General features: G+C 71.3%; 19 protein-coding genes. 10 read left to right on the top strand and 9 right to left on the bottom strand.

The annotated features are described in order from the left end of the window. The first annotated feature begins 7 nt into the window (after window positions 1-7). Window positions 8-1,117 carry a class I SAM-dependent methyltransferase gene (locus WMF28_RS06175; protein WP_437601135.1) on the top strand — a complete coding sequence of 370 codons (1,110 nt, stop codon included), beginning with the start codon at window positions 8-10 and terminating at the stop codon, window positions 1,115-1,117. A gap of 187 nt (window positions 1,118-1,304) precedes the next feature. Continuing rightward, complete coding sequence (locus WMF28_RS06170) at window positions 1,305-2,471, top strand: acyl-CoA dehydrogenase (RefSeq protein WP_437487408.1); 1,167 nt, start codon at window positions 1,305-1,307, stop codon at window positions 2,469-2,471. A 40-nt stretch (window positions 2,472-2,511) separates the two neighbouring features. On the opposite strand, the gene WMF28_RS06165 is transcribed toward WMF28_RS06170, so the two are convergent. Beyond that, a complete protein-coding gene (locus tag WMF28_RS06165) occupies window positions 2,512-2,991 on the bottom strand; it encodes a DUF2383 domain-containing protein (RefSeq protein WP_437601134.1) in 480 nt (159 codons plus the stop codon). 468 nt (window positions 2,992-3,459) lie between these two features. Continuing rightward, the gene (locus tag WMF28_RS06160; protein WP_437601133.1) at window positions 3,460-3,798 is read right to left on the bottom strand and encodes a polyhydroxyalkanoic acid system family protein; all 339 of its coding nucleotides are present in this window, start codon (window positions 3,796-3,798) and stop codon (window positions 3,460-3,462) included. 304 nt (window positions 3,799-4,102) lie between these two features. Here WMF28_RS06160 and WMF28_RS06155 point away from each other — a divergent pair, with 304 nt between their 5' ends. Both WMF28_RS06155 and WMF28_RS06150 read left to right on the top strand, forming a co-directional pair. After that, complete coding sequence (locus tag WMF28_RS06155; protein ID WP_437601132.1) at window positions 4,103-6,013, top strand: hypothetical protein; 1,911 nt, start codon at window positions 4,103-4,105, stop codon at window positions 6,011-6,013. Window positions 6,014-6,078: 65 nt separating this feature from the next. Further along, window positions 6,079-7,083, top strand: a complete 1,005-nt coding sequence (locus tag WMF28_RS06150) for an N-acetyltransferase family protein (RefSeq protein ID WP_437601131.1) — start codon at window positions 6,079-6,081, stop codon at window positions 7,081-7,083. A 184-nt stretch (window positions 7,084-7,267) separates the two neighbouring features. Here WMF28_RS06150 and WMF28_RS06145 read toward each other — a convergent pair whose 3' ends face one another. The 4 genes from WMF28_RS06145 to WMF28_RS06130 all read right to left on the bottom strand — a co-directional run bounded on the left by WMF28_RS06145 (window position 7,268) and on the right by WMF28_RS06130 (window position 12,843). Continuing rightward, complete coding sequence (locus WMF28_RS06145) at window positions 7,268-8,860, bottom strand: pectate lyase (protein WP_437601130.1); 1,593 nt, start codon at window positions 8,858-8,860, stop codon at window positions 7,268-7,270. 194 nt (window positions 8,861-9,054) lie between these two features. Then, window positions 9,055-10,248, bottom strand: a complete 1,194-nt coding sequence (locus tag WMF28_RS06140) for a PAS domain S-box protein (protein WP_437601129.1) — start codon at window positions 10,246-10,248, stop codon at window positions 9,055-9,057. Between the two features lie 181 nt (window positions 10,249-10,429). Further along, window positions 10,430-10,972: a YkgJ family cysteine cluster protein gene (locus WMF28_RS06135; protein ID WP_437601128.1), complete on the bottom strand. Its 543-nt coding sequence runs from the start codon at window positions 10,970-10,972 to the stop codon at window positions 10,430-10,432. Between the two features lie 125 nt (window positions 10,973-11,097). Further along, complete coding sequence (locus WMF28_RS06130) at window positions 11,098-12,843, bottom strand: WD40/YVTN/BNR-like repeat-containing protein (protein WP_437601127.1); 1,746 nt, start codon at window positions 12,841-12,843, stop codon at window positions 11,098-11,100. Window positions 12,844-13,523: 680 nt separating this feature from the next. On the opposite strand from WMF28_RS06130, the gene WMF28_RS06125 reads away from it, so the two are divergent. The 3 genes from WMF28_RS06125 to WMF28_RS06115 all read left to right on the top strand — a co-directional run bounded on the left by WMF28_RS06125 (window position 13,524) and on the right by WMF28_RS06115 (window position 15,566). After that, complete coding sequence (locus tag WMF28_RS06125; RefSeq protein ID WP_437601126.1) at window positions 13,524-13,727, top strand: hypothetical protein; 204 nt, start codon at window positions 13,524-13,526, stop codon at window positions 13,725-13,727. A 433-nt stretch (window positions 13,728-14,160) separates the two neighbouring features. Further along, on the top strand, window positions 14,161-15,426 hold the full coding sequence (locus WMF28_RS06120; protein ID WP_437601125.1) for a hypothetical protein: 1,266 nt from the start codon (window positions 14,161-14,163) through the stop codon (window positions 15,424-15,426). Beyond that, window positions 15,321-15,566 (top strand): DUF6223 family protein, encoded by a 246-nt coding sequence (locus WMF28_RS06115; RefSeq protein WP_437601124.1) that lies wholly within the window; start codon window positions 15,321-15,323, stop codon window positions 15,564-15,566. Before WMF28_RS06120 ends, WMF28_RS06115 begins: the two co-directional genes overlap by 106 nt. Here the strand turns inward: WMF28_RS06115 and WMF28_RS06110 are convergent. Next, window positions 15,563-16,072 carry a DUF3943 domain-containing protein gene (locus tag WMF28_RS06110; protein ID WP_437601123.1) on the bottom strand — a complete coding sequence of 170 codons (510 nt, stop codon included), beginning with the start codon at window positions 16,070-16,072 and terminating at the stop codon, window positions 15,563-15,565. The two genes, WMF28_RS06115 and WMF28_RS06110, sit on opposite strands and share 4 nt — an antisense overlap. Window positions 16,073-16,412: 340 nt before the next feature. Here WMF28_RS06110 and WMF28_RS06105 point away from each other — a divergent pair, with 340 nt between their 5' ends. Then, entirely contained in the window at window positions 16,413-16,907 is a 495-nt protein-coding gene (locus WMF28_RS06105) for an SDR family oxidoreductase (RefSeq protein ID WP_437601122.1), read from the top strand. Between the two features lie 22 nt (window positions 16,908-16,929). On the opposite strand, the gene WMF28_RS06100 is transcribed toward WMF28_RS06105, so the two are convergent. Beyond that, window positions 16,930-18,471, bottom strand: coding sequence for a PLP-dependent aminotransferase family protein (locus WMF28_RS06100; protein WP_437601121.1), 1,542 nt, complete (start codon window positions 18,469-18,471; stop codon window positions 16,930-16,932). Window positions 18,472-18,539: 68 nt separating this feature from the next. Between WMF28_RS06100 and WMF28_RS06095 the strand changes: the two genes are divergently transcribed. Together WMF28_RS06095 and WMF28_RS06090 are read left to right on the top strand one after the other, a co-directional pair. Beyond that, entirely contained in the window at window positions 18,540-19,808 is a 1,269-nt protein-coding gene (locus tag WMF28_RS06095; protein ID WP_437601120.1) for a hypothetical protein, read from the top strand. Then, window positions 19,805-20,347: a GNAT family N-acetyltransferase gene (locus tag WMF28_RS06090; protein ID WP_437601119.1), complete on the top strand. Its 543-nt coding sequence runs from the start codon at window positions 19,805-19,807 to the stop codon at window positions 20,345-20,347. Before WMF28_RS06095 ends, WMF28_RS06090 begins: the two co-directional genes overlap by 4 nt. Window positions 20,348-20,390: 43 nt before the next feature. Here WMF28_RS06090 and WMF28_RS06085 read toward each other — a convergent pair whose 3' ends face one another. Then, window positions 20,391-21,815 (bottom strand): sensor histidine kinase, encoded by a 1,425-nt coding sequence (locus tag WMF28_RS06085; protein ID WP_437601118.1) that lies wholly within the window; start codon window positions 21,813-21,815, stop codon window positions 20,391-20,393. Window positions 21,816-22,175 lie beyond the last annotated feature (360 nt).

Here is a 22,175-nt window from a genome sequence, read left to right as displayed (position 1 = left end):
GAGCTCGATGAAGAACGATCCCGCCCCGACGAATCCCACCCTCGACGCCATGCTCGCCGCCCAGCGCATCGCGTTTGCGCCCGTCATGTTCCAGGTGGCGCGGGTCATGCGAAACCGCGGCGTCCTCAGGGCGCTCCAGCGCGCCGGCAAGGGCGGCCGGACGGCGGCGGAGGTCGCTCAGGACACCGGCCTCACCGCCTACGCGACAAAGACCTTGCTGGAGGCGAGCCTGAGCTTCGGCCTGGTGGAGCCCGCCGGCGACCGCGGCGAGCGTGGAGAGCGCTACGCGATCACGCGGGTCGGGCTCATCGTCGAGAACGACCGGATGACCCGTATCAACATGGATTTCATCCATGACGTTTGCTACGAGGGCATGCGTTTCCTCGACGAGGCCATCGAGGGTGGCAAGCCGGCGGGCCTGAAGGTCTTCGGCGAGTGGCCGACGGTCTACGAGGCGCTCCCGGCGCTCCCGCCGAAGGTGAGGGAGAGCTGGTTCGCCTTCGATCACCTCTACTCCGACTCGGCGTTCCCGCAGGCGCTGCCCGTCGTGTTCGAGCGTCGGCCGAGGACGCTGCTCGACATCGGCGGCAACACCGGTCGATGGGCGGTCCAGTGCTGCACGCACGACCCCGACGTGCGGGTCACCATCCTGGATCTGCCGGGCCAGCTCGAGGACGCGCGCGTCAACGTGGAGCAGCACGGCCTGCTCGGCCGGGTCATGGGCACGCCCATCGACTTCCTGGATCACGGCCAGGCGTTCCCGACAGGCTTCGACGCCATCTGGATGAGCCAGTTCCTCGTGTGCTTCTCCGAGGCGGACATCCTCCAGATCCTCCGCCGGGCGCGCGCCGCCATGGGGGAGAAGACGGAGCTCTGGATCCTCGACACGTTCTGGGATCGGCAGGAGAACGAGGTGGCGGTCCACTGCCTGCACGGCTCTTCCCTGTATTTCACGTGCCTCGCGAACGGGAACAGCCGCATGTACAGCGCCGCCGACATCAAGCGCTGCATCGATGAGGCGGGGCTCACCGTCGACGCGGAGATCGACCATCTCGGCCTCGCCCACACGCTGCTCCGGTGCCGCCGGCGCGACGTGCCCGCAGAGAAGCGCGGGTGAGCCGCTGGACGGCGGAGAGCGCGTAGCAACCTGGACGATCCGGCCCCCGGGCGGGCGGTGACACGACGGATGAGGCGGCCCGCGGCGCGTCGGGCGCGTTCGAACGGCTTTCGCCTGCGGTCCTCGCGGTGCATAGTGGGAAGCCCCGACGGCGCGCCGCGCCATGGACCCACAAGGAGAAACCGTCGTGTCCCATCCTCCGCTCACCCAGCTCTCCGACGAGGAGCGCCTCTTCCGCGACTCGGTGCTTGATTTCGCCAGGAAGCGCATCGCGCCGCGCGCGGCGGCGATGGACGAGCAGGGCGCGCTCGACCGCGATCTGCTCCCTCCGCTGTTCGATCTCGGCCTCATGGGCATCGAGATCCCGGAGTCTTACGGGGGCTCCGGCGCGAGCTTCTTCAACGCGATCCTCGCGGTCGAGGCGCTCGCCGTCGTCGACCCGAGCCTCAGCGTGCTCATCGACGTGCAGAACACGCTGGTGGCCAATGCGTTCCTCCGCTGGGGCAGCGAAGCGCAGAAGGAGAAGTACCTCCCGCGGCTGAGCCGTGACTGGGTGGGCTCGTATGCGCTGAGCGAGGCGGGCTCCGGCTCGGACGCGTTCGCGCTCTCGGCCCGGGCCGAGCGCAAGGGCGACCGCTGGGTCCTGAACGGCCGCAAGCTGTGGATCACGAACGCGAACGAGAGCTCGCTGTTCCTCGTGTTCGCCAGCGTCGACCCGTCGAAGGGGTACAAGGGCATCACGGCCTTCGTGGTCGAGCGCTCTTTCCCTGGGTTCTCGGTGGGCAAGAAGGAGAACAAGCTCGGGATCCGCGCCTCCAGCACGTGCGAGCTCGTCCTCGAGGACTGCGAGGTGCCGGAGGGCAACGTGCTCGGCGAGGTCGGCAAGGGCTACAAGATCGCGATCGAGACCTTGAACGAGGGTCGGATCGGCATCGGCGCGCAGATGCTCGGCCTGGCCGCGGGGGCGTTCGAGCACGCGATGCGCTACATGGGCGAGCGGAAGCAGTTCGGGCAGTCGATCGCGAGCTTCCAGGGCGTGCAGTTCCAGTATGCGCGGGTGGCCATGGAGATCGAGGCCGCGCGCCTCCTCGTCTACAACGCCGCTCGGCTCAAGGACGCGGGCCAGCCGTTCGTGAAGGAGGCTGCGATGGCCAAGCTGTTCGCGTCCGAGGTGGCCGAGCGGACGGCGTCGCTCAGCATCGAGTTCATGGGCGGCGTCGGGTTTACCAGGGACTATCCGGTCGAGAAGCTCTACCGCGACGCGAAGATCGGGAAGATCTACGAGGGCACGTCGAACATGCAGCTGTCCACGATCGCGAAGCTGCTCCAGACCGAGTACGACGTGAAGGGCTGAGCGGGGGCCCGCCGGAACAATCCGCAGGGCCCTGGCCGCGTCACGGCATCTGTCGCTTGAGATCGGCGAGCGAGCGCAGCGTCGACACCTGCTGCGGCAGGATCACGTCGCGGACCAGGACGTGCGACTCGGAGTCGAGCTCCTCGATGTCGTTCCGGTAGTCCTTCAGGCCGTAATCCTCTCCCTCCGCGAGCACCGAGAGCGCCGTCCTGTCGCCGAGCGCCAGCGCGGTCCGCTCGACGACCTTGGCCAACGCGCCCCATGGCCCGGAGCTCGACGGCGGGTCGCCTCCGAGCTCCTCGATCCTCCGGCGCAGCAGCTGCACCCGCGCCTGGTGCGACGCCAGGTTGCGCCGCAGCCGCTCGATCACCCGATCCTCGTGCGCGGCGGCGATCGCCTGACGGTAGGTCTCCACCGCGGACATCTCGCCGCGGCAGAACGATTTGAGCTGCTCGATCGCGTCGTCATCGATCAGGCCATCGAGGCCCACGCTCTCCTCTGCGTATGCGAGCTGTTCCATGGGTACTCTCCTGAGGTTGCTGATGAACGCCGATTCGTCTCCTCCCTACCTCCCGAGCAGCAGCCACCGCGCCCTGCGTCCGCGCGAGGATGGTGAGCGAGACCGCCACAATCGGACCTCGCCGCGGAGAGCTTACGACCTCTTGCCTCAGGGGTACATTTTCGCCTCACACGGGGTCGGCCTCGGTTGAACTCCTTGGATTTTATTCAAATCCCGTTCCACTCGCACGGAGATTCGCTCTCCCTTCGCAGAACATGAAACGTACCGGACGTGTCCGTCGCGAGAGGTCTGCGAGCTCACAGATGGGTGGCAGAACACCTCGCGCCCGGGGCACAATGCCACGGCGAGGCGGTCACGCTGTGACGGATGGACACGGCGATCTCGGCAGCGCCCCCGCGGCACGGCGCGGGGCGCGGAGAGCGCGGCGCGGGGGGTCGTGGCGCTGGCGCTCTGCGCGGCGCGTCGAGCTCAGAGGGCTCCCTCCAGGGCCGCGCCCCGCGACCGCTCGCGGTGCGCCTCGTCGATGAACCGCCGCATCGCCGTGTCGATCGCCGCGATCGCCATGCGCTGGAACATGCGCAGCGGCAGCGGCACGTCGATCTCGAGATCGACGGTCCGGGGCCGGAGCTCGATCCGCCCTCCGAGCTTGCAGCCCTTGAAAGAGAAGCCGAGATCCGCGCGCCGCTCGTCGCTCCAGAGCATGGACGGGGCGTACTCCGCGTACCGGTCGCAATACTGCGCCATCGCCCTCAGGACGGCACTCTTCGCCTCTTCGTCGTTCAGGTCGTGATGGACCGTGTGCTTCATGATGACCTCGGGTGATGGCTGGAAGCTCGGCTCCAGCGGGAGCTGACGCGCGACAGGCTCGGCAGCCCGTCGGTCATAGAGAGCAAGCTGGGTGCCGCCGGCTCCGGCGGGGACGACCGCCCCGACCCGACAATTTCTCCGGAAATCCGGGCAAAATCGCGCACATCTGCGCGCTGTGCGTGGCGAGGTCCGCCACACGCGAGACAGATCGCTACGGCGAGCCCAGCGCCCGCCCGCTCACGTCACGGGTCAGCTCGGCGGCACGGCACGTGCGTTCCACCCGTTCATGCAGGGAGCTGGCGCCGTGAGGTCACCGTCTGGGCTCAGAGGGTGGCTCGGCCCGCGCGCGAGCAAGGCGCTGAAGGCGGTGTTGATCCTGCCGGTCGCGCTATGGCTCGGCTACGTCGTGATCGTCAACGTCCTGCTGAGCACGAAGCTCATGGCGAGGCTCGTCAGCTACAACCCGATCGACGTAACGCTGTTCTACGGCTCGGCGTGGAGCCTCTGGCCGGGCGTCGTGCACGTCGAGGAGATCCGGCTCAGCGGGGCCGACAGCACGCTGGAGTGGGCGGTGGTGCTCGACGAGGTGCACGCCGACATCCACCTGACCGATCTGCTCTGGAAGAAGTTCCATGCGGAGGACGTCCGCGGGGAAGGCTTCATGTTCCGCATGCGCTTGCTCGTGGATCCGACGAGCGAGCGCGATCTGGAGGCGCCGCACATCCAGGCGCTGCCCCCCATCCCGGAGTTCACCAACCCTCCGCTCAAGCCGGAGCTGCCGCCGAAGCGCGATCTCGAGAGCTCGGACGAGGGCTACAACCTCTGGACAGTGCACCTGGAGGGCGTGGACACGACGCTCGAGGAGGTCTGGATCCAGCAGGTCCGGTATGCCGGCGGCGGCCGCGTGCGCGGGGGGTTCTACTACAAGCCGCTCCGCTCGGTCCGCGTCGGGCCGATCGCGCTGGAGCTCCGGTCGGGCGAGGTCCACCTCGCCGACCGCGTCATCGCGCGGCTCGACGCCGACGCCGACGTGACGATGAACACGTTCGATCCGCGCGACATCGAGGGGCTCGACATCCTCGACACGACCTGGGCGCGCGTGCGCCTCGACGCGCAGCTGCCGGGGCTCGACTTCATCCACTTTTACACGGGCGAGGGCGCCGAGCCGCGGATCGAGGACGGGAGCGGAGGGCTCCGGACGAACCTCGTCGTGAACCGGGGGAAGCTCGAGCCGGGCAGCTCCCTCTCGTACGGGACGAGCCACCTCGTGGCCTCCGCCTCGTCGCACCGGGCGACCGTCGCGGCGGACGTGGATCTCCGCGTCGACGAGCGCGGGGAGGCGCGCCTCGCGGTGGCGGTGCCCCGCGCGACGCTCGAGCGCCCGGAGAAGGGGCTGCCGCCCATCGTGGTGGAGAGGGCGAGCGCCGTCTTCGATGCGCCGGAGCTCCACCTCCTGCGGCTCCCGCCGGGGTTCTCGTCGAAGGTGGATGTCGTCGCCGCGGCGATCCCGGATCTTCGCTGGCTGAACGCGGACGGCGCCGCGCCGGACGCGCCGCGGTTCACGGGCGGCGCCGCGTTCGTGCGGAGCAGCCTCGATATCGACCGGCTGGGCCGCGGGACGGGCGCGCTGAGCCTCCTGCTCAAGCACGGGGCGCTGACGTGGAAGGAGACCCGCGTGAAGGGCGACGTCGAGGCGCGCGTGGCGCTCGCCGCGGCGAACGTCCTTGGCCCGACGGCCACGCTCGGGAAGAGCCGGATCGAGATCAAGGACCTCGCGATCGAGCACGAGGGCGAGGCGTGGCCGGGCTGGTGGGCGCGCGTCGACATCGACGACGCGAAGGTGGGACGGGGGCTGATCGAGGCGGCGATCCGGCTCGAGTGCAAGGACGCGATGCCTGCGGTGAAGCTGCTCGACGCCGAGGACGTCATCCCCAGGTGGGCCGCGGGGCTCCTCACCATGGAGGGGCTCAAGGCGTCGGCGACGGTGAGGCGGAAGGAGCGCGACGTCGATTTCAGGCTGCTGGAGGCGCAGGGGGGAAACCTCGCCATCCGCGGGCGGCTCACGAAGTCGGACGGACAGGAGCCGCTCGGAGCGTTCCTCGTGAAGAGCGGGCTGCTCTCGCTGGGGATCGGCCTCGATCGGGACGGGGCCGGCGTGCACCCGCTCGTGGGCGACGACTGGGTGAACGAGAAGATGGCCGCGCTGGGCCGGTGAGCCGCCGCCCGCGGGCGAGGGGCCGATGGGTTTGCGCGCGGCGCGGAGATGCGCTGAGGTGCCGCATGGACGAGGCCATCCGGATCCGCGCCGCCCGGCCGACCGACGCTGACCGGGGGGCCGTGGCGCGCCTCAACGCCGCCGTCCCGCGCGAGGAGCGGCACGACATCGAGCCGCGCTCTCCCGGCGCGCTGGGGGAGCTCGACGCGCTGCTCGCGCGGCGCGGCCACGCGCTCGGGCGCCACGTGGCCGAGGTGGTCGCGACGGGCGAGGTCGTGGCGTACGGGCACTGGTTCCACGTCCCGTGGGCGCATCACCCGGCGCGGTTCTGGTGCTCCGTGCGGTGCGCTCCGGGCCACCGCCGCCGCGGCATCGGCGCCCGGCTCTTCGCGGCGATGGAGCGCGACCTCGAGCGCCTGGGCGCCCGCGAGCTCCGCGCCATGGCGCGCGAGACGCAGCCGGAGATGGTCGCGCTCGCGGCGAGGCGGGGCTTCCGGGAGCTCTTCCGGAGCTGGGATTTCGAGCTCGATCTCGCGCCGGGGGGCGCGCCGCGCGCCGGGGAGGGCGCGCCGCGCGCCGGGGAGGGCGCGCCGCCGCCGGGCATCGCGATCGCGCCGCTCTCGGAGGAGCGGGCGCGCCGGCCCGGGTGGCTCCTGGAGCTGCACGCGCTCTACCTCGCCGTGAGCCGCGAGGTGCCGCTGCCGAACCACGTCGACCCCGAGCTGCCGGCAGAGGCGTTCGCTGCCTACCTGGAAGGGTCGCCGGCGTCGCTGCCCGAGGCGTGCTTCCTCGCGAAGGAGGGAGGCCGGTACGTCGGGCTGTGCATCCTGCACCGGAACGAGGAAGACCCCGCGTGCCTCGACCACCTGTTCACGGGCGTGGCGGCGGGGAGCCGCGGGCGCGGGGTGGCGAGGGCGCTCAAGCTGGAGACGGTCGCCTTCGCGCGGCGCCGGGGCTACGCGCGGATCGCGACGGCGGTCGAGTCGAACAACCCGGGGATGCTGGCGCTGAACGAGCAGCTCGGGTTCGTGCGGCGCGGGGGCCTCGTCGTGCTCGAGAAGCGGCTGTAGGGGCCGCGAGGCGCTCCCTGCGCGAGGCGCGGGCGCTTCGAGCTGCGCGCGCCTCCCGCTTCACGTCGCCAGATCGCGCTTCAGCCGATCGAGGAGATCGACCGCGGCGCCGCGCGCGGGAGAGGCACACCGGGAGACGGAAGCAAGAGCTCCACCGCTCCACCTCGACTTGAGGGGTTCCCCCTCACGGGAAGGCCGGCGCGGCCAGCTCGTTGAGGTACTCCTCGAGGTTCGTGTAGCCGTCCCCGTCGTCATCCCCGTTCCGGTCGTCGGCGCCGTTCGGGTCGAGGTTTCGGTCCGTTTCCCAGGCGTCGGGCATGCCATCACGATCCGTGTCGGCCATCGGCGCTCCGATGGCGAGCGCACCGTATCCATCGGCGCCCGCGCCGAGGTCCGACTCGTCCTGGATCTTGATCCCGCCTTGCTCGCCGAGTTGTCGCACGAGCAAGGCATCGACCTCATCGCGGGCAGGAATCACCGCGCCAGCCCCGGCCATCACGCGCTCGTAGGCCAGAGGCGCATCGTCGGTGCAGACCTGCGGCGCGGCGAGCCGCTCGTTCAGCTGCGTCGCCGTACCCACCATGCTCCAGTCGTCCTTCGATACGTCGAGCACGCCGTTGCCGTTACCGTCGAGCAGGTTGCCCTCGAAATAGAGGTTGTACGTGGGGACCCCATCCGCGTTGGTCGACCCCGACACGAACGCCTGGGTCGCGGTCCGCTCGCCGTGGGAAATGAAGTAATTGCCGACGGCGTTCGCGTAGTGCATGCCGTTCGCCGTGTCCGCCATGATGAACGGGTGCTTGCTGATGCTCCAGCCCTGCGACTCGCCGTACGGATCAGGAGCGTTCCAGCCATAGATGACGTTGTTGACGAAGTCGAGCACGCGCCCGTCCTCGGAGCGCGCCTTCGGGTTGCGCGTACCGTTGAAAGCATAAATGGAGTGATGGATCGTGGCGTTGCTCGCGGTGAGGAGCGACCCTGCGGAGTGGTTGTTGCGCGCGAGTCCCCAGGCGACGATCGACCATTGCACCGTGAGGTTCCTCGGCCCCACGGCTTCGTCCCCTGGCATGGAGAAGTTCTCGTCGGTCCCGAAGCCGACCGAGCAGTGGTCGATCATCACATCGCTCGCCGCCGAGCTCACGGTCATCGCGTCGTCCCTCGCCGTGGTCGCGACGATGCCGCGCCGGACCCGCAGAAAGCGAACGATGATGTTATGGCCCCCGATGGAGAATTTCCTGCCTCGGACCCCGACGCCGCCCCCCGGAGCCGTCTGTCCGGCGATGGTGATGTTGTTCTGCGTGATTCCCAGATTGCTGCTGAGCGTGATCCACCCGCTCACGTCGAACACGACCGTCCGGTTGCCCGCGCTCACGCATTCCCTGAGGGAGCCTGGGCCCGAATCGTCGAGGTGGGTCACATGACACACGTCCCCGCCGCGCCCGCCTGACGACAGGCGGCCGAACCCCTCGGCCCCAGGGAACGCGAGCCGCTGTCCTGTCGCGAGGGGCTCACAGGGCGCCGGCCCTGCGGGGGTCCCTCCCGCGCTTCCCGAGCTGCCCTCGCCGGCGCCCGTCCCGCCGCCTCCAGCGCTGACCGGGCTGCCGCCCGTCCCGCCGCTGCCCGAGCTCACGGCGACGGTTTCACCGCCGCCGGACGCGCTGCCGCCCGAGGACCCGCCGGCCCCGACCGTCCCTGGGTCCCCGCGCGAACCGTTGCCGGAGCTGCAAGCGGCAGAGAGGATCGTGATGCACAGAGCCCATGGTTCGAGGTGGCGCATGAGCCATCCCTCAGCACGACCGCCAAGCCACGGCAAGGAGGCGCCCTGTTACAGGGTGATGACGACCTTCCCGCGCACCCTGCCCTCCGATGTGCCGGAAGGTGAGCGAGATCCGCGACGTCCGGCCCTCGCCCTCCGCGTCGCCCTCCCGCCGGATGCTCTCCTGGAGGACAGCGCGCGTGAGGGCTCATCCGTCACCGGGGACGAGCGGCGCTCTGGCCCTGAGCGCCTCGAATCGTCTTGCCTTGTTCGCCTGCGGGGGCGCTCCGTTGCTGGCGCAGGATGGAGTGCTTCAGCCCGGCCTGCAGGTTCGACAGCGTGATGAGGTTCTGCAGATCGAGCCCGAGGCTCACGACCGTCTGGGCGACGGTCGGCCGGATCCCCGTGATGATGCCCTCGGCGCCGAGCAGCTGGAGGGCGCGGATGAGCTTGATGATGTAGTTGGCGGTCTGGGTGTCCACCGTCTCGACGCCGGTGAGATCCAGGATGGTGCACCGCGCCTGCGTGCGGACGACGGCCTCGAGCAGGCTGTCCATCACCTCCGCTGTCCTCGCGCTGTCGATGACCCCGATCATCGGCAGCGCCAGCACCCCGTCCCAGACCTGAAGGATGGGCGTCGACAGATCGCGAATGACCCGCTGCTGCACCTCGATGAGCGCCAGCTTGTCCTGGAGCTCCTGCTCCCGGCTGTGGCTCTCGGAGATGTCGATCGAGACGCACGCGGCCGCCATGGTCGTCTCGCCGCCGGAGCGGACGGGCATGAACCAGGTCTCCCAGGTGCGGCCGTTCGCCTCCGCGACGTTGTGGGACGCCTCGCCGTCCAGGGCCTGTCTCAGCGCCGTCATGTCCTTGCCCGCGTAGAGCTCGAACACGTTCTGCCCGAGAGCCCATCCCGGGGCCAGACCGAGCACCTTCAGCGCCGCGCCATCGTAGTAGAGGAACGTGCCCTCCTCGTCGACTGCCCAGCACGAGACCGGGAGGCTCTCCACGATGGTGCGGAGCAGGTGCTCCTCGAGGGCGTGGCGCGCCTCTTTCTGGACCCGCGCCGTCACATCCCGCCCGAAGCACACGACGCCGGTCACCTCCCCCCGCTCGTCGACGATGCGCTCGTGCAGCCACTCGCAGTGCGTCTCGCCCCCGTCCTTGCGGACATGGGCCCAGATCCGGGGCTCTCCGGCGTCCTCCTCGAGCAACCGCCGCCACGCCGCGGCGTCGCCCCGCGCGGCGACCAGCGCGTCGATCCTCCGGCCGATCGCCTCTCCCGGCGCGAAGCCGAGCAGGCGCTCCGCCGCACCGTTCCAGGCGACGATGTCGAGATCGCGGGAGAGCTCGACGATCCCGAGCGGCGCTCGCTGCAAGAGGGCCGCGTACCAGTCCGCTGACCTCACGGTAGATCCGGACGTTCCCTGCGGTGGTCTCGTGCTCCCCATGAAGACGTTATACGACGACCCGCGCAGCGCGGACAGAGCTCGCGCAGTGAGCGCTGATTTCGGCTCATCGCCTTTCAACCTGCTCGGTGCCCTCGCGCCAGGATGGCTCGTGCCGCGCGGGCGCCACGAAGCGCACGCGTCAGCCCTCGCCCGAGAGCAGCGCGGCGATCGCGGCGCGCTGCCCTCGCGGCCGCCCGGCCGCGTCGGCGTGGGCCATGTCGAGGGCGGCCAGCACCGTCGAGAGCGTCGTCTGGTCCAGGACCGACGATGCCTCGATGGCCTGGAGGTCCTCTCCAACGAAGTTCCTCGGGCAGGCGTCGATGACCGGCAGTGCCCGCCCGCCGGCCGGCGCGAACCGGATGGGCAGGCCGTGGGTGCGGCAGATGAGCGGCCGCGCCGCGTAGATCGCGCACCGCCCCTCCCCGTCGAGCGCCGGGCACACGCCGGGGTCGCCCGCCCGCGCGCGCCCGGCGAGCGCCGCGCGGTCGGCCTCCGGGAGCGCCGCGAGCGCCTCGCGGATGGCGTCGGCCTCGATCGACGTCACCGAGAACCGCCGCCGGCAGCAGTCGCTGCACCCCGACGCGCAGGCCATCCGCCCGCCGTGGCGCGCGCTCGCGCTCGAGAAGAACGCGTCAACCTTGGCGAAGAGCTCGCGGAGGCGCTCGATCGGCGGGGGATTCACGCGCCGGGTTCTAGCAGCCGATGCCGTCGCGGGCATGGGTAGTCATCGACGGGGATCACGCGCACCGGCTGGCGCTCGCTCGGCTCGCTCATGAGAACCCAGGAGGTCGCGATGCGACCGCAGCGTCAGGCACCTCTCACCGCGCTCTCTGCGGCGCCGCCGGGAAGGTGCGCGTCGTCATGACGCCGGCGCAGCAAGAGGTTCTCTCCCAGCGCCCACATCTCGGCTCCGCTCCCGCGCACCTCGAACAGGGTGCTCCAGGCGCCGGACGCCTCGCCTCGCCAGGTCCAGCCGCCATCCGTCGAGCGCAGGAGAACTCCATCGAGGCCGCACGCCCAGAGCGTCCCGGCCTCGTCTCCCCAGACGCTCCTGAGGCTGCCGGAGACCTGAGCCAGCACCTCCCAGGTCGCGCCGCCGTCCCGGGAGCGCAGCACGTCGCTGAGGGTCATTCCGCCGACCGCGAAGAGCTCGTCGCCCCTGCCCCAGATCGCCGACAGATCACGCGTGCTGCCGCTCTCGACAGCTTCCCACGTGGCGCCGTCATCGGCCGTGCGGACGATGGCGCCGCCGCGGCCCACCGCCACGGCGAGCTGCTCCGGCCCTGCCCAGACGGCGCCGAGGCGCGGCTCGGGCGGGGTCTCCAGCGCGATCCATCGGTATCCGTCCGCGCTGAGGCGGCAGACCCGGCCATCGAGGACGGCGAACGCTCTCCCTGCGCCCTGACCGTGCACCGAGGAGCCGCCGGGCGTGCCCGTCACGTCGATCCAGCGATGTCCGCCGTCCCTGGACCGGATCTGCGCGACGCCCTCGCCGACAGCCAGGATCTCCTCGCCGCGACCCCACACGGCGATCAGCGAGCCGGCGCCCTCCTCGGCGCTCCGCTCCCAGGTCTGGCCACCATCGCGGGTCCACGCGGCGCTCCCCCCGTCGCCCACAAGCACGACCCTCCCGGATCCCTCGACCCAGAGTCCCCGGAATTTCCCCCGGAGAGGCACCTTCTCCCACGGGCCCTCGAGCGGCGCGTCCCCTGCCTGGACTGGCACCTTGGCGAAGGTCTTGCCGCCGTCGATGGACCGGAAGGCGGGGCCAGTCCCCACGCACCAGATCGAAGCCTGGTCGTCGCTCCACACCGCGTACCGCTGCTGATCGGACTTCATCGATGGGCGCGCCCAGGTGCGGCCCTCGTCGTCGCTGACCGCCAGGAAGCCGCTGTCGCCGGCCGCGATCATCCGGCCGGCGGAGCCGAGCCACAGCGCCTGGATGGAGCGCCCGCTCCCGGTCGAGCGCGACTCCCACGAGGCGCCCCCGTCCCGGCTCGTGTGGACATGACCGTCGCCGTCGCCCACGACCACGATCCCTCCGCGCGCGCAGAGCGCCCGCGGAGACCGGCCGGGGACCTTGTGGCGCGCCCATGTCGCTCCTTGCAGGGTGGCGAGCTCTCCTTCGAGCGCGAGCGCGAGGAAGCGGCCCTCGGCGTCCATGGCAGCGGCCTCCAGACAGAGGTCGTCGAGCCTCGGCCCGGCTTCCCAGGTCCGGCCATGATCGCGCGAGCGGAGCACCGTCCCGCCGAGCCCCACGGCGATGGCCTCGCCGTCGTCGCGCAGGGCGACGCCGCGCAGGTCGGCCTCCGCGCCGCAGCTCACGTCGGACCAGCGCTGCCCCTCGTCGCTCGAGGACACCAGGGTGCCGCGCTGGCCGGCGGCGATCAGCGCCGGGCCGGCGCCTGCGAGCGCGCTCAGGTCCTGGCGGACGGGCGTTTGCATCCTTCTCCAGCGCTGGCCGCGATCCTCCGAGCGCAGCACGTGCCCTTCGGAGCCCACGATGACGAGCAGGTGACCTCGCCCCCAGAGGGCTCTGTGCCGGATAGTCATTCCAGGCAGGATAGCAGGGGCGTCGATGGACCGCGCCCTCCTCGTCCGGCCGTGCGCCGGGTCGAGCTCCGTGCGCCAGAAATCCGGCCAGGGACGGCTCGACAATCCGAGTGGCGGCCAGAGCTGCACCCCCACAGGCGCGACCACCTTTGGCCGCAGGACCGCGATCTGCCGCTGGAGGTTCCCCGAGCAGTTGCGGGTCTGCAAGACGCGCACAGGGTACTTTCCGCCGGAGCCGGCCGGCAGGCAGGGCACGGAGTTCGTGACCTGAAATGCGGACGCGGGCAGTCCCAGCTCCTCGGTGAAGAGCTGGTGGGTAGGTCGTTCACGAGGCGAAAGGGCGGCTGCTCGGGCTGCCGGTGACGCTCAGTTGCCGCTGCGAGCGCCGGCCCCGGAGCGCCCGGCAGAAATCCATTGCGATTTCATCATATTGCGACCTCTTGTATCGCATATATGCATCTACGACAGCACATCGGAACGATAGATAATGCGTAGCTGCGCCACGCGACGCTTGCGCTGGCTCCTGCGCTGCGGCAAGTGGATGCCAAGGAGGCCTCGATGAACGTACGACTTGCTGGCTCTTGGCGGGGCTGCACATGGGGTGCACGCACGCTGGGGGACAGACCGGGGAGGATCGCCTCCGATCCCTGCAACTCCCCCCGGAGACGGCTGGTCCGACCGTGGACCATGACCTCACCGACCCGAGGCCCCTCGGTGTGGAGGACGTGTACGCCGGCGGTGGATCGGGGGGCAGCTGCACGGGGTGCGTCGGCGCCTTCGCTCTCTCCGTCGAATCGCGCTGGGAGACGGCCGAGTCGACCCGTCGGGGCCATGTGTACCTGATCGAGAACGGGACGCTGCTCGGCGAAGTCGGCGCTTTTTGAGCCCAGCCCGCGGTGCGCGCGTCCGTCTTTCACCCACCGAAGCGGCCTGCGGAGCGCAAGGGCAGCGCAAGCGACGCTCGGCCGACGCGTCGCCGCTCCTACGGCAGGCGAGCTCGCCTCGATCGGCGCATCCCGTCGTTCATCCCGCCGCGCGGGCCGTGAACGCGAGTTGACAGCTGTCCAATCGAGGCGCTCGCAGCGCCTCGACGAGCCTGTCGCACGCTCGGCGTAAACGGGCATCTCTTCACAATTGAACGCAAGATTCAGTCGATGGGCTTTTGTTCGCCGGAGCTTGACGGTCGCGCTCGCATCGAACACTCTTCCGCCTGCATCGAGGCTGGCGCTGCTTGGATCGCTTGCCACCGGCTTCGGGGCGCGGCTCGATCTGGGCCGCGCCTGGCGGAAAGTTTGCTTAGGAGAACACACACGAATCATGAATAAGATCATTGGTTTGGCCGCCCTGCTGCCGCTGCTGATCAGTTGCACCGCGGCAGTTGAGGACGAAGGTTATTGGGCAGGAGAGGAGGACTCGGAGAGCGATGTCGGCGTCGCCGAACAGCACCTGATCGCTCCCGGGATCATCAATTGTGACACGGGCCCTCAAGAAGTCCGATCGCTATGCGAGATGGCCCTGAATCGCGTGAACTCGGAGCTCGACGCCAGAGGCATCACCATCGACAGCAACGGGATTCTCTTCAAGCTCGATGATCCGACGGACAGGAAGATCGACACCGGACACTCGTGTACGGTGAGGGCCGAACAGCGGCACGCCTCTTACACGGCGCTCCTCAAGAGCTCTGCTAGCCTGGACATCACGGGCAACTCGCTGACTCGACCGCTGGCCATCAAGCTGTCGTTGCCTGTCGAGTACTCCGCAAAGATCGATGTCAACCAGACGTTCGGCTACAGGGTCCTCGGCTCCTGCAACAAGTCGGGGAGCGACAGCTACAGCCTGCGTGGCAGCTTGGCGACCACGGCAGACATCGTGCTGGGCCTGGATCTGAATCCCAAGTTCGGGCTCCGAGATAACGGAGACTACGCCATCACCCTGGAGCCCAGGGTCGCCGTGGCGACCGCGCTCAGAAACACCAACCTCGATCTGCGGGTGTCAGGCGTCAGTCCGATCACTCCCGTCGTGACGTTCGCGACCGGCTTCAGCTCGACCGTGGCCAAGTCGGTCACGGCCCTGTTCAGCGGGGACAGCGTGTCGCGCATCGTCGAGGGGAGCGCCGCTTGGGACTTTGGGGCTCCCCTCCTGCTGGGTATCGGGGCTCTGCCTCGGCCGCTCGAGGATGCGGTGTTCGGCCTGATCGAGTCTCGGGGTGAACGCGAGATTGAGAGGTCCGCCGCGCGCTTCGGGCCAGGCTTGCAGGAGGCGCTGCAGCAGAAGCTGAACGCGGCCCTCAAGCTCGAGAACGGCAAGCGCGTGCTCATCGTGCGGCGAGATTTCTTGCAGCAGCTCACCGGCGGAGCGGCCCCGTCCTCGCTGTTCGTCGAGGTGTGGCGTCCGCAGAACCCGCGCGCGTCGTGTGAAGCGCGGGCCAACGAGCGATGCAGGGACCAACCGTCGACCTGCGAGGCGCTCTCGCGTCAGTGCCACCAGGAAGAGCAGGAGTACCTGCGGCTGTATCCGCCCATTGCGTCCACGATCGGCAGCTTGAGCCCGATGCAGCCGCGCTACGTGTCGACTTCGCCCTAGAGCGGCGGCCGCTCAGCGGCGGAGTGGCCCGCTCCGTCGGTCGTATCGGCACCGGCGACGGGCGAGCCGGGGCCATCGTGGCCCTGGTGCTGGGGCTGCTCGCTATGGTTTCTGGCGGAGTTTCTCACGCGCGGAGCTAGCAGTCGAAGACCCCGGCGCCCCGCTCGATCTCGCCGAATGGATCCATGAGCGCGCGCACGAGCACGCGCGCCGGTGCGCTCTCGATGCCCCCGGCCGCGCGCCACGTCGCATAGCGGAGCTCGCCGAGGAGCGCCCCGGCGAGCGGCGTGTAGACGAGATCGAGCGCCGACGGGCGGACGCCGTTGGCCTCGTAGCCGTACTCCCAGAGGTGGGTGCCGGCGATGGCGAAGGCGACCGCGGCCGGCGCGCCGAAGCGGCAGCTCCGCGCCCTGAAGTAGATCTCGCTCCCGAGCAGGCCATGACCGATCACGTTGATCGGCCACGGGTCGTGATCCCACCGGAAGGCGGGCTGAGCGGCGTCGAAGAGCGGCGGCTTCGTGAGCGCCTCGCCATAGTGGTATCCCCAGCGCTCCGGGCGAAAGTCGGCGAACGGCTCGGGCCACAACACAGCTTCCACGCTGCGGGTCACCGTGAACATGGCCAGGGTGTGCACGATCGGCGGCACCCAGGCAGGCTCCGCGATCCCGGCCGTGATCTCGCCAGGCCGCGCCTCGGGCGCACGGGCCCGAGGCGCGCGTTCCGGAGGAGCGGCCGGTCCGGCCGGCGGAGGGGCCGAATCGACCGGCGGTGCCGTCATCGGCGGTGCCGTCGCGGCCCGGCCGGCGCACGCGGACGATAGGACGGCGAGGACAGCAGCGGCGTACGGGCGGATCAGGGCCATCGGAACATCCGGCGCGGCGCGCGCGCCCGGAGACGGCGGCCGGACACGAGTCTAGCGCGCCGACGACCCCGGCGACCCCGGCGATGCGCCGGCCTCCCCAGCGCCCGGGTTATCCTCCCGCCCCATGGCCGGGATCATGATCGTCACGGGCGGCAGCCGCGGGATCGGCGCCGCCACGGCGCTGCTCGCCGCGAGCCGAGGCTACACGGTCGCGGTGAGCTACCTGCGCGCGCGCGAGGCGGTCCGGCGCATGTCCACGCGCCGCGGCGGCGCGGGAGGCGTCATCGTGAACGTCTCGGCGAGGGCGTCGCAGCTCGGCTCCCCGGGCGAGTACATCGACTACGCCGCCTCGAAGGCCGCCGTCGACACGCTCACGATCGGCCTCGCCAAGGAGGTCGCCGCGGAGGGCATCCGGGTCAACGCCGTGCGACCCGGGATCATCGCGACCGACATCCACGCGAGCGGCGGCGATCCAGGGCGCGTCGAGCGGCTCCAGGCGAGCCTGCCGCTGGGCCGCGCCGGCAGCCCCGAGGAGGTCGCGCACGCCATCCTGTGGCTCGCCTCCAGCGAGTCCTCCTACTGCACCGGCTCCCTCCTGGACATCGCCGGCGGCCGCTGAGCCCCGCCGAGACGCCCTCGCGTCAGCGCCGCTCGCCCGCGCCGATCGCCTCGCTCACCACGGCCGCGAGCGTCCGCGCCGCGTCCAGGAGCGCGGGCTCCGCGTGCGCCCCGAACCCCAGGATGAGCCCGGGCGCGCACGGCGTCCCGGAGCGCGACCCCCCCGCGCTGCGCGAGAGCGGCAGCGCGTCCACGCCCCGCGCCGCCAGCGCCCGCACGACGGCGACGTCGTTCGAGCCCGCCGGCAGATCGAGCGTCAGCACCGAGCCCCCCGCGGGGGCGCGCGCCCGCAGCGCGCCCGGCAGCACGAGCCCGAGCTCCGCGAGCAAGAGATCGCGGCGGCGCCGCGTCGCCTGCTTCAGCTTCCGGAGGTGGCGCGCGAAGTGCCCCTCGTCGATGAAATCGGCGAGCGCGGCCTGCAGCAGATAGGGCGGGGAGCGCGTCGACGCCGCGCGCACCTGGGCCACGGCGCGCACAAGCGCCGGCGGCACGATCATGAAGCCGAGGCGCAGGCCCGGGAACAGCGAACGGCTGAAGGTCCCCACGTGGATCACGCGGTCCCTCACGCCCTCGATGTCGAGGCCGAGGAGCGAGGGCAGCGGCGAGCCGTCGAACCGCAGCTCGCCCTCGTAGTCGATCTCGACGATCACCGCCCCCGCCTTGCCGGCCCAGGACAGGAGCTCGAGGCGCCGCGGAAGCGTCAGCCGCGCCCCGGAGGGGAACGCGTAGGCCGGCGACACGAACGCGACCCGCGCGCGCGGCGCCCGGCGCGCGCCGACGTGCACGCGCAGCCCGTCCTCGTCCACCGGGACCGCGACCAGCCGAGCGCCCGCCATGCGCACCGCCGCGCGGAGGGCGAGCGGCCCCGGGTCCTCCACCCACGCGGCGTCGCCCGGGTCGAGCAACGAGCGGCAGCAGAGGTCCAGCGCGCCCTGGGAGCCCTCTGTGATGAAGACCTGGTCGACCGTCGCGCGCACGCCGCGGGCCACCGCGACGTGGTGGAGCACCGCGCGCCGGAGCAGCGGCGCGCCCCGCGGATCGTGGTGGAGCGCGCCTTCGGCCGACATCGAGCGGAAGCGGCGCGCGAGGCATCGCTCGAGGATGCGCCACGGGAGGAGCTCGAGGTCCGGCAGGCCGACGCCGAACGGGCGCGAGCGCGCGCGGCTGTCGAGGAGCGCGTCGAGCCGGTCGGGGGGCACCACCGCCGCGAGCCGCCGCGCGCTCCTGGACAGGCGCGGCGGGGCCGCCGCGGGCTGGACGCGGGCGGCGCCCTGCCCCCCCGCGCGCGTCGGCACGTGGGCGACGACAGGCGCCCGGCGAGGGCGGACCACGATCGTGCCGTCCGCGGCCAGCGCTTCGTACGCGGCCACGGCGGTGTTGCGCGACACGCCGAGCTCCCGCGCGAGCTCGCGCGACGACGGGAGCAGGTGATCGGGCTGGAGGACGCCCTCGAGCACGGCGCGGCGCAGCTGCTCGACCAGCTGGGCCGCCAGCGTCGCCGGCGCGCCGCGCTGCAGGCGGAGGAAGGCGTGGGCGGCGTGCGGGGCGGAGGACGCTGGCACCATCGAAGCCGGCTACCGTGGCACTTTCCAGGGTGCCAGATCCGCGGCACGGTGTCGACGAGGAGCCCGCCATGCCCACCGCCGACGACCTCACGACACGGGCCACCGCTCGCCCGGAGCAGGCCACCGCCCGAAAGCCGCGGGCGCTCGCCGACGGCAGGACGGGCGAGCTGTCGTCGCGCATCGCGCGCCGCGCGGCCGAGACGCACGCCGGCGAGCCGCTCGATCGGCTCCTCGCGGAGGGCCTCCCGGGCAACGAGCTGACCACGCTCCTGCTCCACTGCCTGCGCCAACGCGCGCTCCGGCGGAGCTTCGCCGAGGTCCTCGATCACGCCGAGCGCGCGCCGATGACCCACGCCTCGGGCGCGGACGCCCGGCGGATCCACGCCTTCGACGCGGCGGCGTACGCGGCGGCGGCGGGGTTCGAGGCGGTGGATCTCGCGCCGGTCGGGCCGCTCGGCGCCACGGCGTGCGCGGGCGTCGAGCCGAACAACGTGCTCGCGACGGTGCGCTTCGCCGAGGTCGCCGCGGACCCGACCACGGGGCTCGCGCTGCACGCGGCGCGGCGCCGGCGCGAGACCCGGCGCGGCGAGCCGCTGCGCTTCTGCGCGAGCCAGCGCGTGCTGCGCATGCAGCCCACGAAGCACCCGGGCTTCACGCCCCACTTCCGCCTGTTCGCCCTCGTGACCGCGGCCCGCTCGCCGGGCCGGGGTGAGGACGACGCGTGCGAGCGGCGCGCCCTGCTCGAGCACCTCCTCGTCTGGGCCGACCTGGTCCGCGCGCTGCCGTCCGCCGGCTTCCGCGCGGCGGGCCTGCGCGTGATCCTCTCCGACACGGCCGTGGTCCGGGCGTGCCTCGGCGCGCGCGGCCTCGACGCGGACGCGCTGGCGCAGCGGGCGAAGGCGCACGAGCCCGGGTCGTCGGAGGCGGCCCTGCGCGAGGCCTCCGTCGACCTGCCGCGCGCCGCGGCGGACTACGCGGGCGCCGTGCGCTCGCTCGGCCTCGGTCCGGAGCTCGTCGCGCGCGCCGAGCGCTGGGTCGCCGAGGTGGGCGAGCCGCTCTCGCGCGCGCGGCCGGAGGTCGAGATCGTCCACGATCTCGCGCGGTTGCAGGGGCTTGGTTACTACGCCGGGCCGTTCGTCCAGCTCGTCGTCCGGCGGGACGACGGCCTCGAGCTCCCGCTCGGGGACGGGGGCGCGGTGCCGTGGCTCGGCGCGCTGCTCTCGAACCGCCGCGAGCGCATGGTCGCGACCGGCCTCGGGACCGAGATGCTCGTGAAGCTCTTCGATCGATCGGACGCTCGGGCCGGCGAGGCTCGACCGGAGGAAGCGACCCCATGATCCTCGAGACGCCCTCGTTCACGCTCCGCCCCTGGACCCTGGCCGACGTCGACGCCCTCGTGAAGAACGCGAACGACCGCCGCATCTGGGCGAACGTCCGGGATCGCTTCCCGCACCCGTACACGCGCGCCGACGCCGAGGGCTGGGTCGCGCTGTGCGCCTCGCGCGCGCAGCCCGCCGAGGCGCTGGCGATCGTGGTCGACGGGGAGGCGGCCGGCGCGATCGGGCTCGAGCGCCTCGACGACGTGCACCGCCGCACCGCCGAGCTCGGCTACTGGCTCGGCGCGGCCCACTGGGGCCGAGGGCTGGCCACCGAGGCGGTGATCGCGCTGACGCGGGTCGGGCTCGATCAGCTCGGCCTCGAGCGCATCCAGGCGGGGGTCTTCGACTGGAACCGCGCGTCGGCCCGCGTGCTCGAGAAGGCGGGTTACACGTTCGAGGCGCGGATGCGCCGCCACGTGGTGAAGGACGGGCGGGTGGGCGACGTCCTGCTCTACGCGCGGATCCGTGAGGACGCGCCGGCCGGCGAGCGGCCATGAAGCGCCGGGCCCCCGGGAGAAGACGGCTGTCGCGACGGGCGCCTCATCCGCCTCGACGCGGGTCGATTCCTGCCGAGAGCACGGGGACCTCCTCCGCGGCGGGGGCCTGGTGCGCGGCCGGCTCGGCGACCGGGAGCGTGAAGTAGAACCGGGCGCCGCGCCCGACCTCGCTCTCCGCCCAGATGCGGCCTCCGTGCGCATCGACGATCCCCTTGGCGATGTAGAGCCCCAGCCCGGTGCCCCCCTGCCCCGACGCCTCCACCTTCCAGAACCGCTCGAAGATGCTCGCGAGGTTCTCGGGGGGTATCCCCGGCCCCGCATCGACGACAGCGAAGCGGGCCATCGCCCCCTCCCGGTCGACCGAGAGGGTCATGCGACCGCCCCGGGGCGTGAACTTCAGCGCGTTCCCGAGGAGGTTCGAGAGCACCTGGAGCACGCGCTCCCGCTCCGCGCAGATCACGAGATCGGGCTCGTTCACGCGCTGCTCGAACCGGACCTGCCTGGATTCGGCGAGGGGCCCGAACATCTCCAGGGTCTCGCGCAGGAGCTCGTCCACCGCGCACGGCGCCGGCGTCACGGAGAACTTGTAGGCTTCCATCGTCACCGCGTCGAGCATGGTCCTGATGAGGTGCTCCATCCGCTTGGCGACGTGCTCGATCGACTCCGCTTGCCGCCGTACGCTCTCGGAGTCCGCTGTCCTTCGCAGCCGCGCGGCCTTCAGCGTGATGGCGCTGAGCGGGTTGCGCAGGTCATGGGCCACGATGCCCATGATATCGTCGCGGGCCGCCACCGCCTTGCGCGCGGCCTCGCGCGCCTCCCGCGCCTGGTGGTACGAGCCGCCGAGGCGCCTCGTGAAGTACCACGCGATCCCGAGGCTGGCCGACACCAGCAAGGCAAGCAGGCTGTACAGCCGCAGCGTGAGCCCGGCTCGTTCCGCCCTCGCTTCGACATAGATGCTCTCGACGACGCTCTCCTTGTAGCCGGTGAGACGCCCGAGGGAGAGCTCGACTTCATGGCGAAGCGGCTGCAGCTCCTCGAATTGACGCGCGATCAACATCGGGTCCTCGGAGAGTTGCCGGGCGGCGAACAGATCTTCCTGGAGCCGCAGGAAGCGCTCGGCCGACCGCTCGACGTCCCCGAGCAGCTGGAGAGTCGTCGGGCTGAGCGGCCGGCTGCGAAGCGCGCTGACGGTCTCACGGAAGAGCGCCTTGGCGCCCTCGGCCTCGGTGAGGAGATCGTGATTTCCGGAAAGGAGGTAGCCCCTGCCGTGAGACACGATGAGCTCGCAGCTCCACCGGAGCCGCTCCACGAGCGTGATCTCGCGCTCTTTGGCGCTCAGACGCTCGCTCTGAGCGTCTGCCACGGACGAGAACCGCCGCACCGAGAACGCCATCCCGACGGCCAGGAGCAGGGTCAAGATGGCGTAGCCCATCCTCGCCGTGGCCTCGAAGCGCGTCCGCGTCAGCATGACCGAGGTTAGTTCCTGCTCTCGACGGGGCCAGCGGATCAGGGGGCCTCGCTCCTTCATGGAGGATCCTTCTCCTTCTCCTCTCCATCTCCATCTCCTTTCTCCATCTCCTTTTCCTCTCCATCGCTGCCTCTGTGCTGGTTCGACACAGCGGGAGCGGGCCCGGCGCGCGCGTTCGGCCTGCCGGCCGAGCCACCCTGCTGGCCGCGGCCGGCAGGCCGAACGCGCGCGGGCCGAGGTGACAAGCATGCGTTCCTCGATGTAAAGAACACGCGTCGTGGCCGATCGAGGAGCAAACATCATCGCCGAGACCGGCGCCCCGGCGGCGTCGGGCCGCGCCGCGCCGTCGCGCGTCGCGGG

The sequence above is a fragment of the Sorangium sp. So ce590 genome (assembly GCF_051521365.1).
Taxonomy (GTDB): Bacteria; Myxococcota_A; Polyangia; order Polyangiales; family Polyangiaceae; genus Sorangium.
Note: the sequence above shows the minus strand (reverse complement) of the source record. Positions and strands in the feature narration are given on the sequence as shown.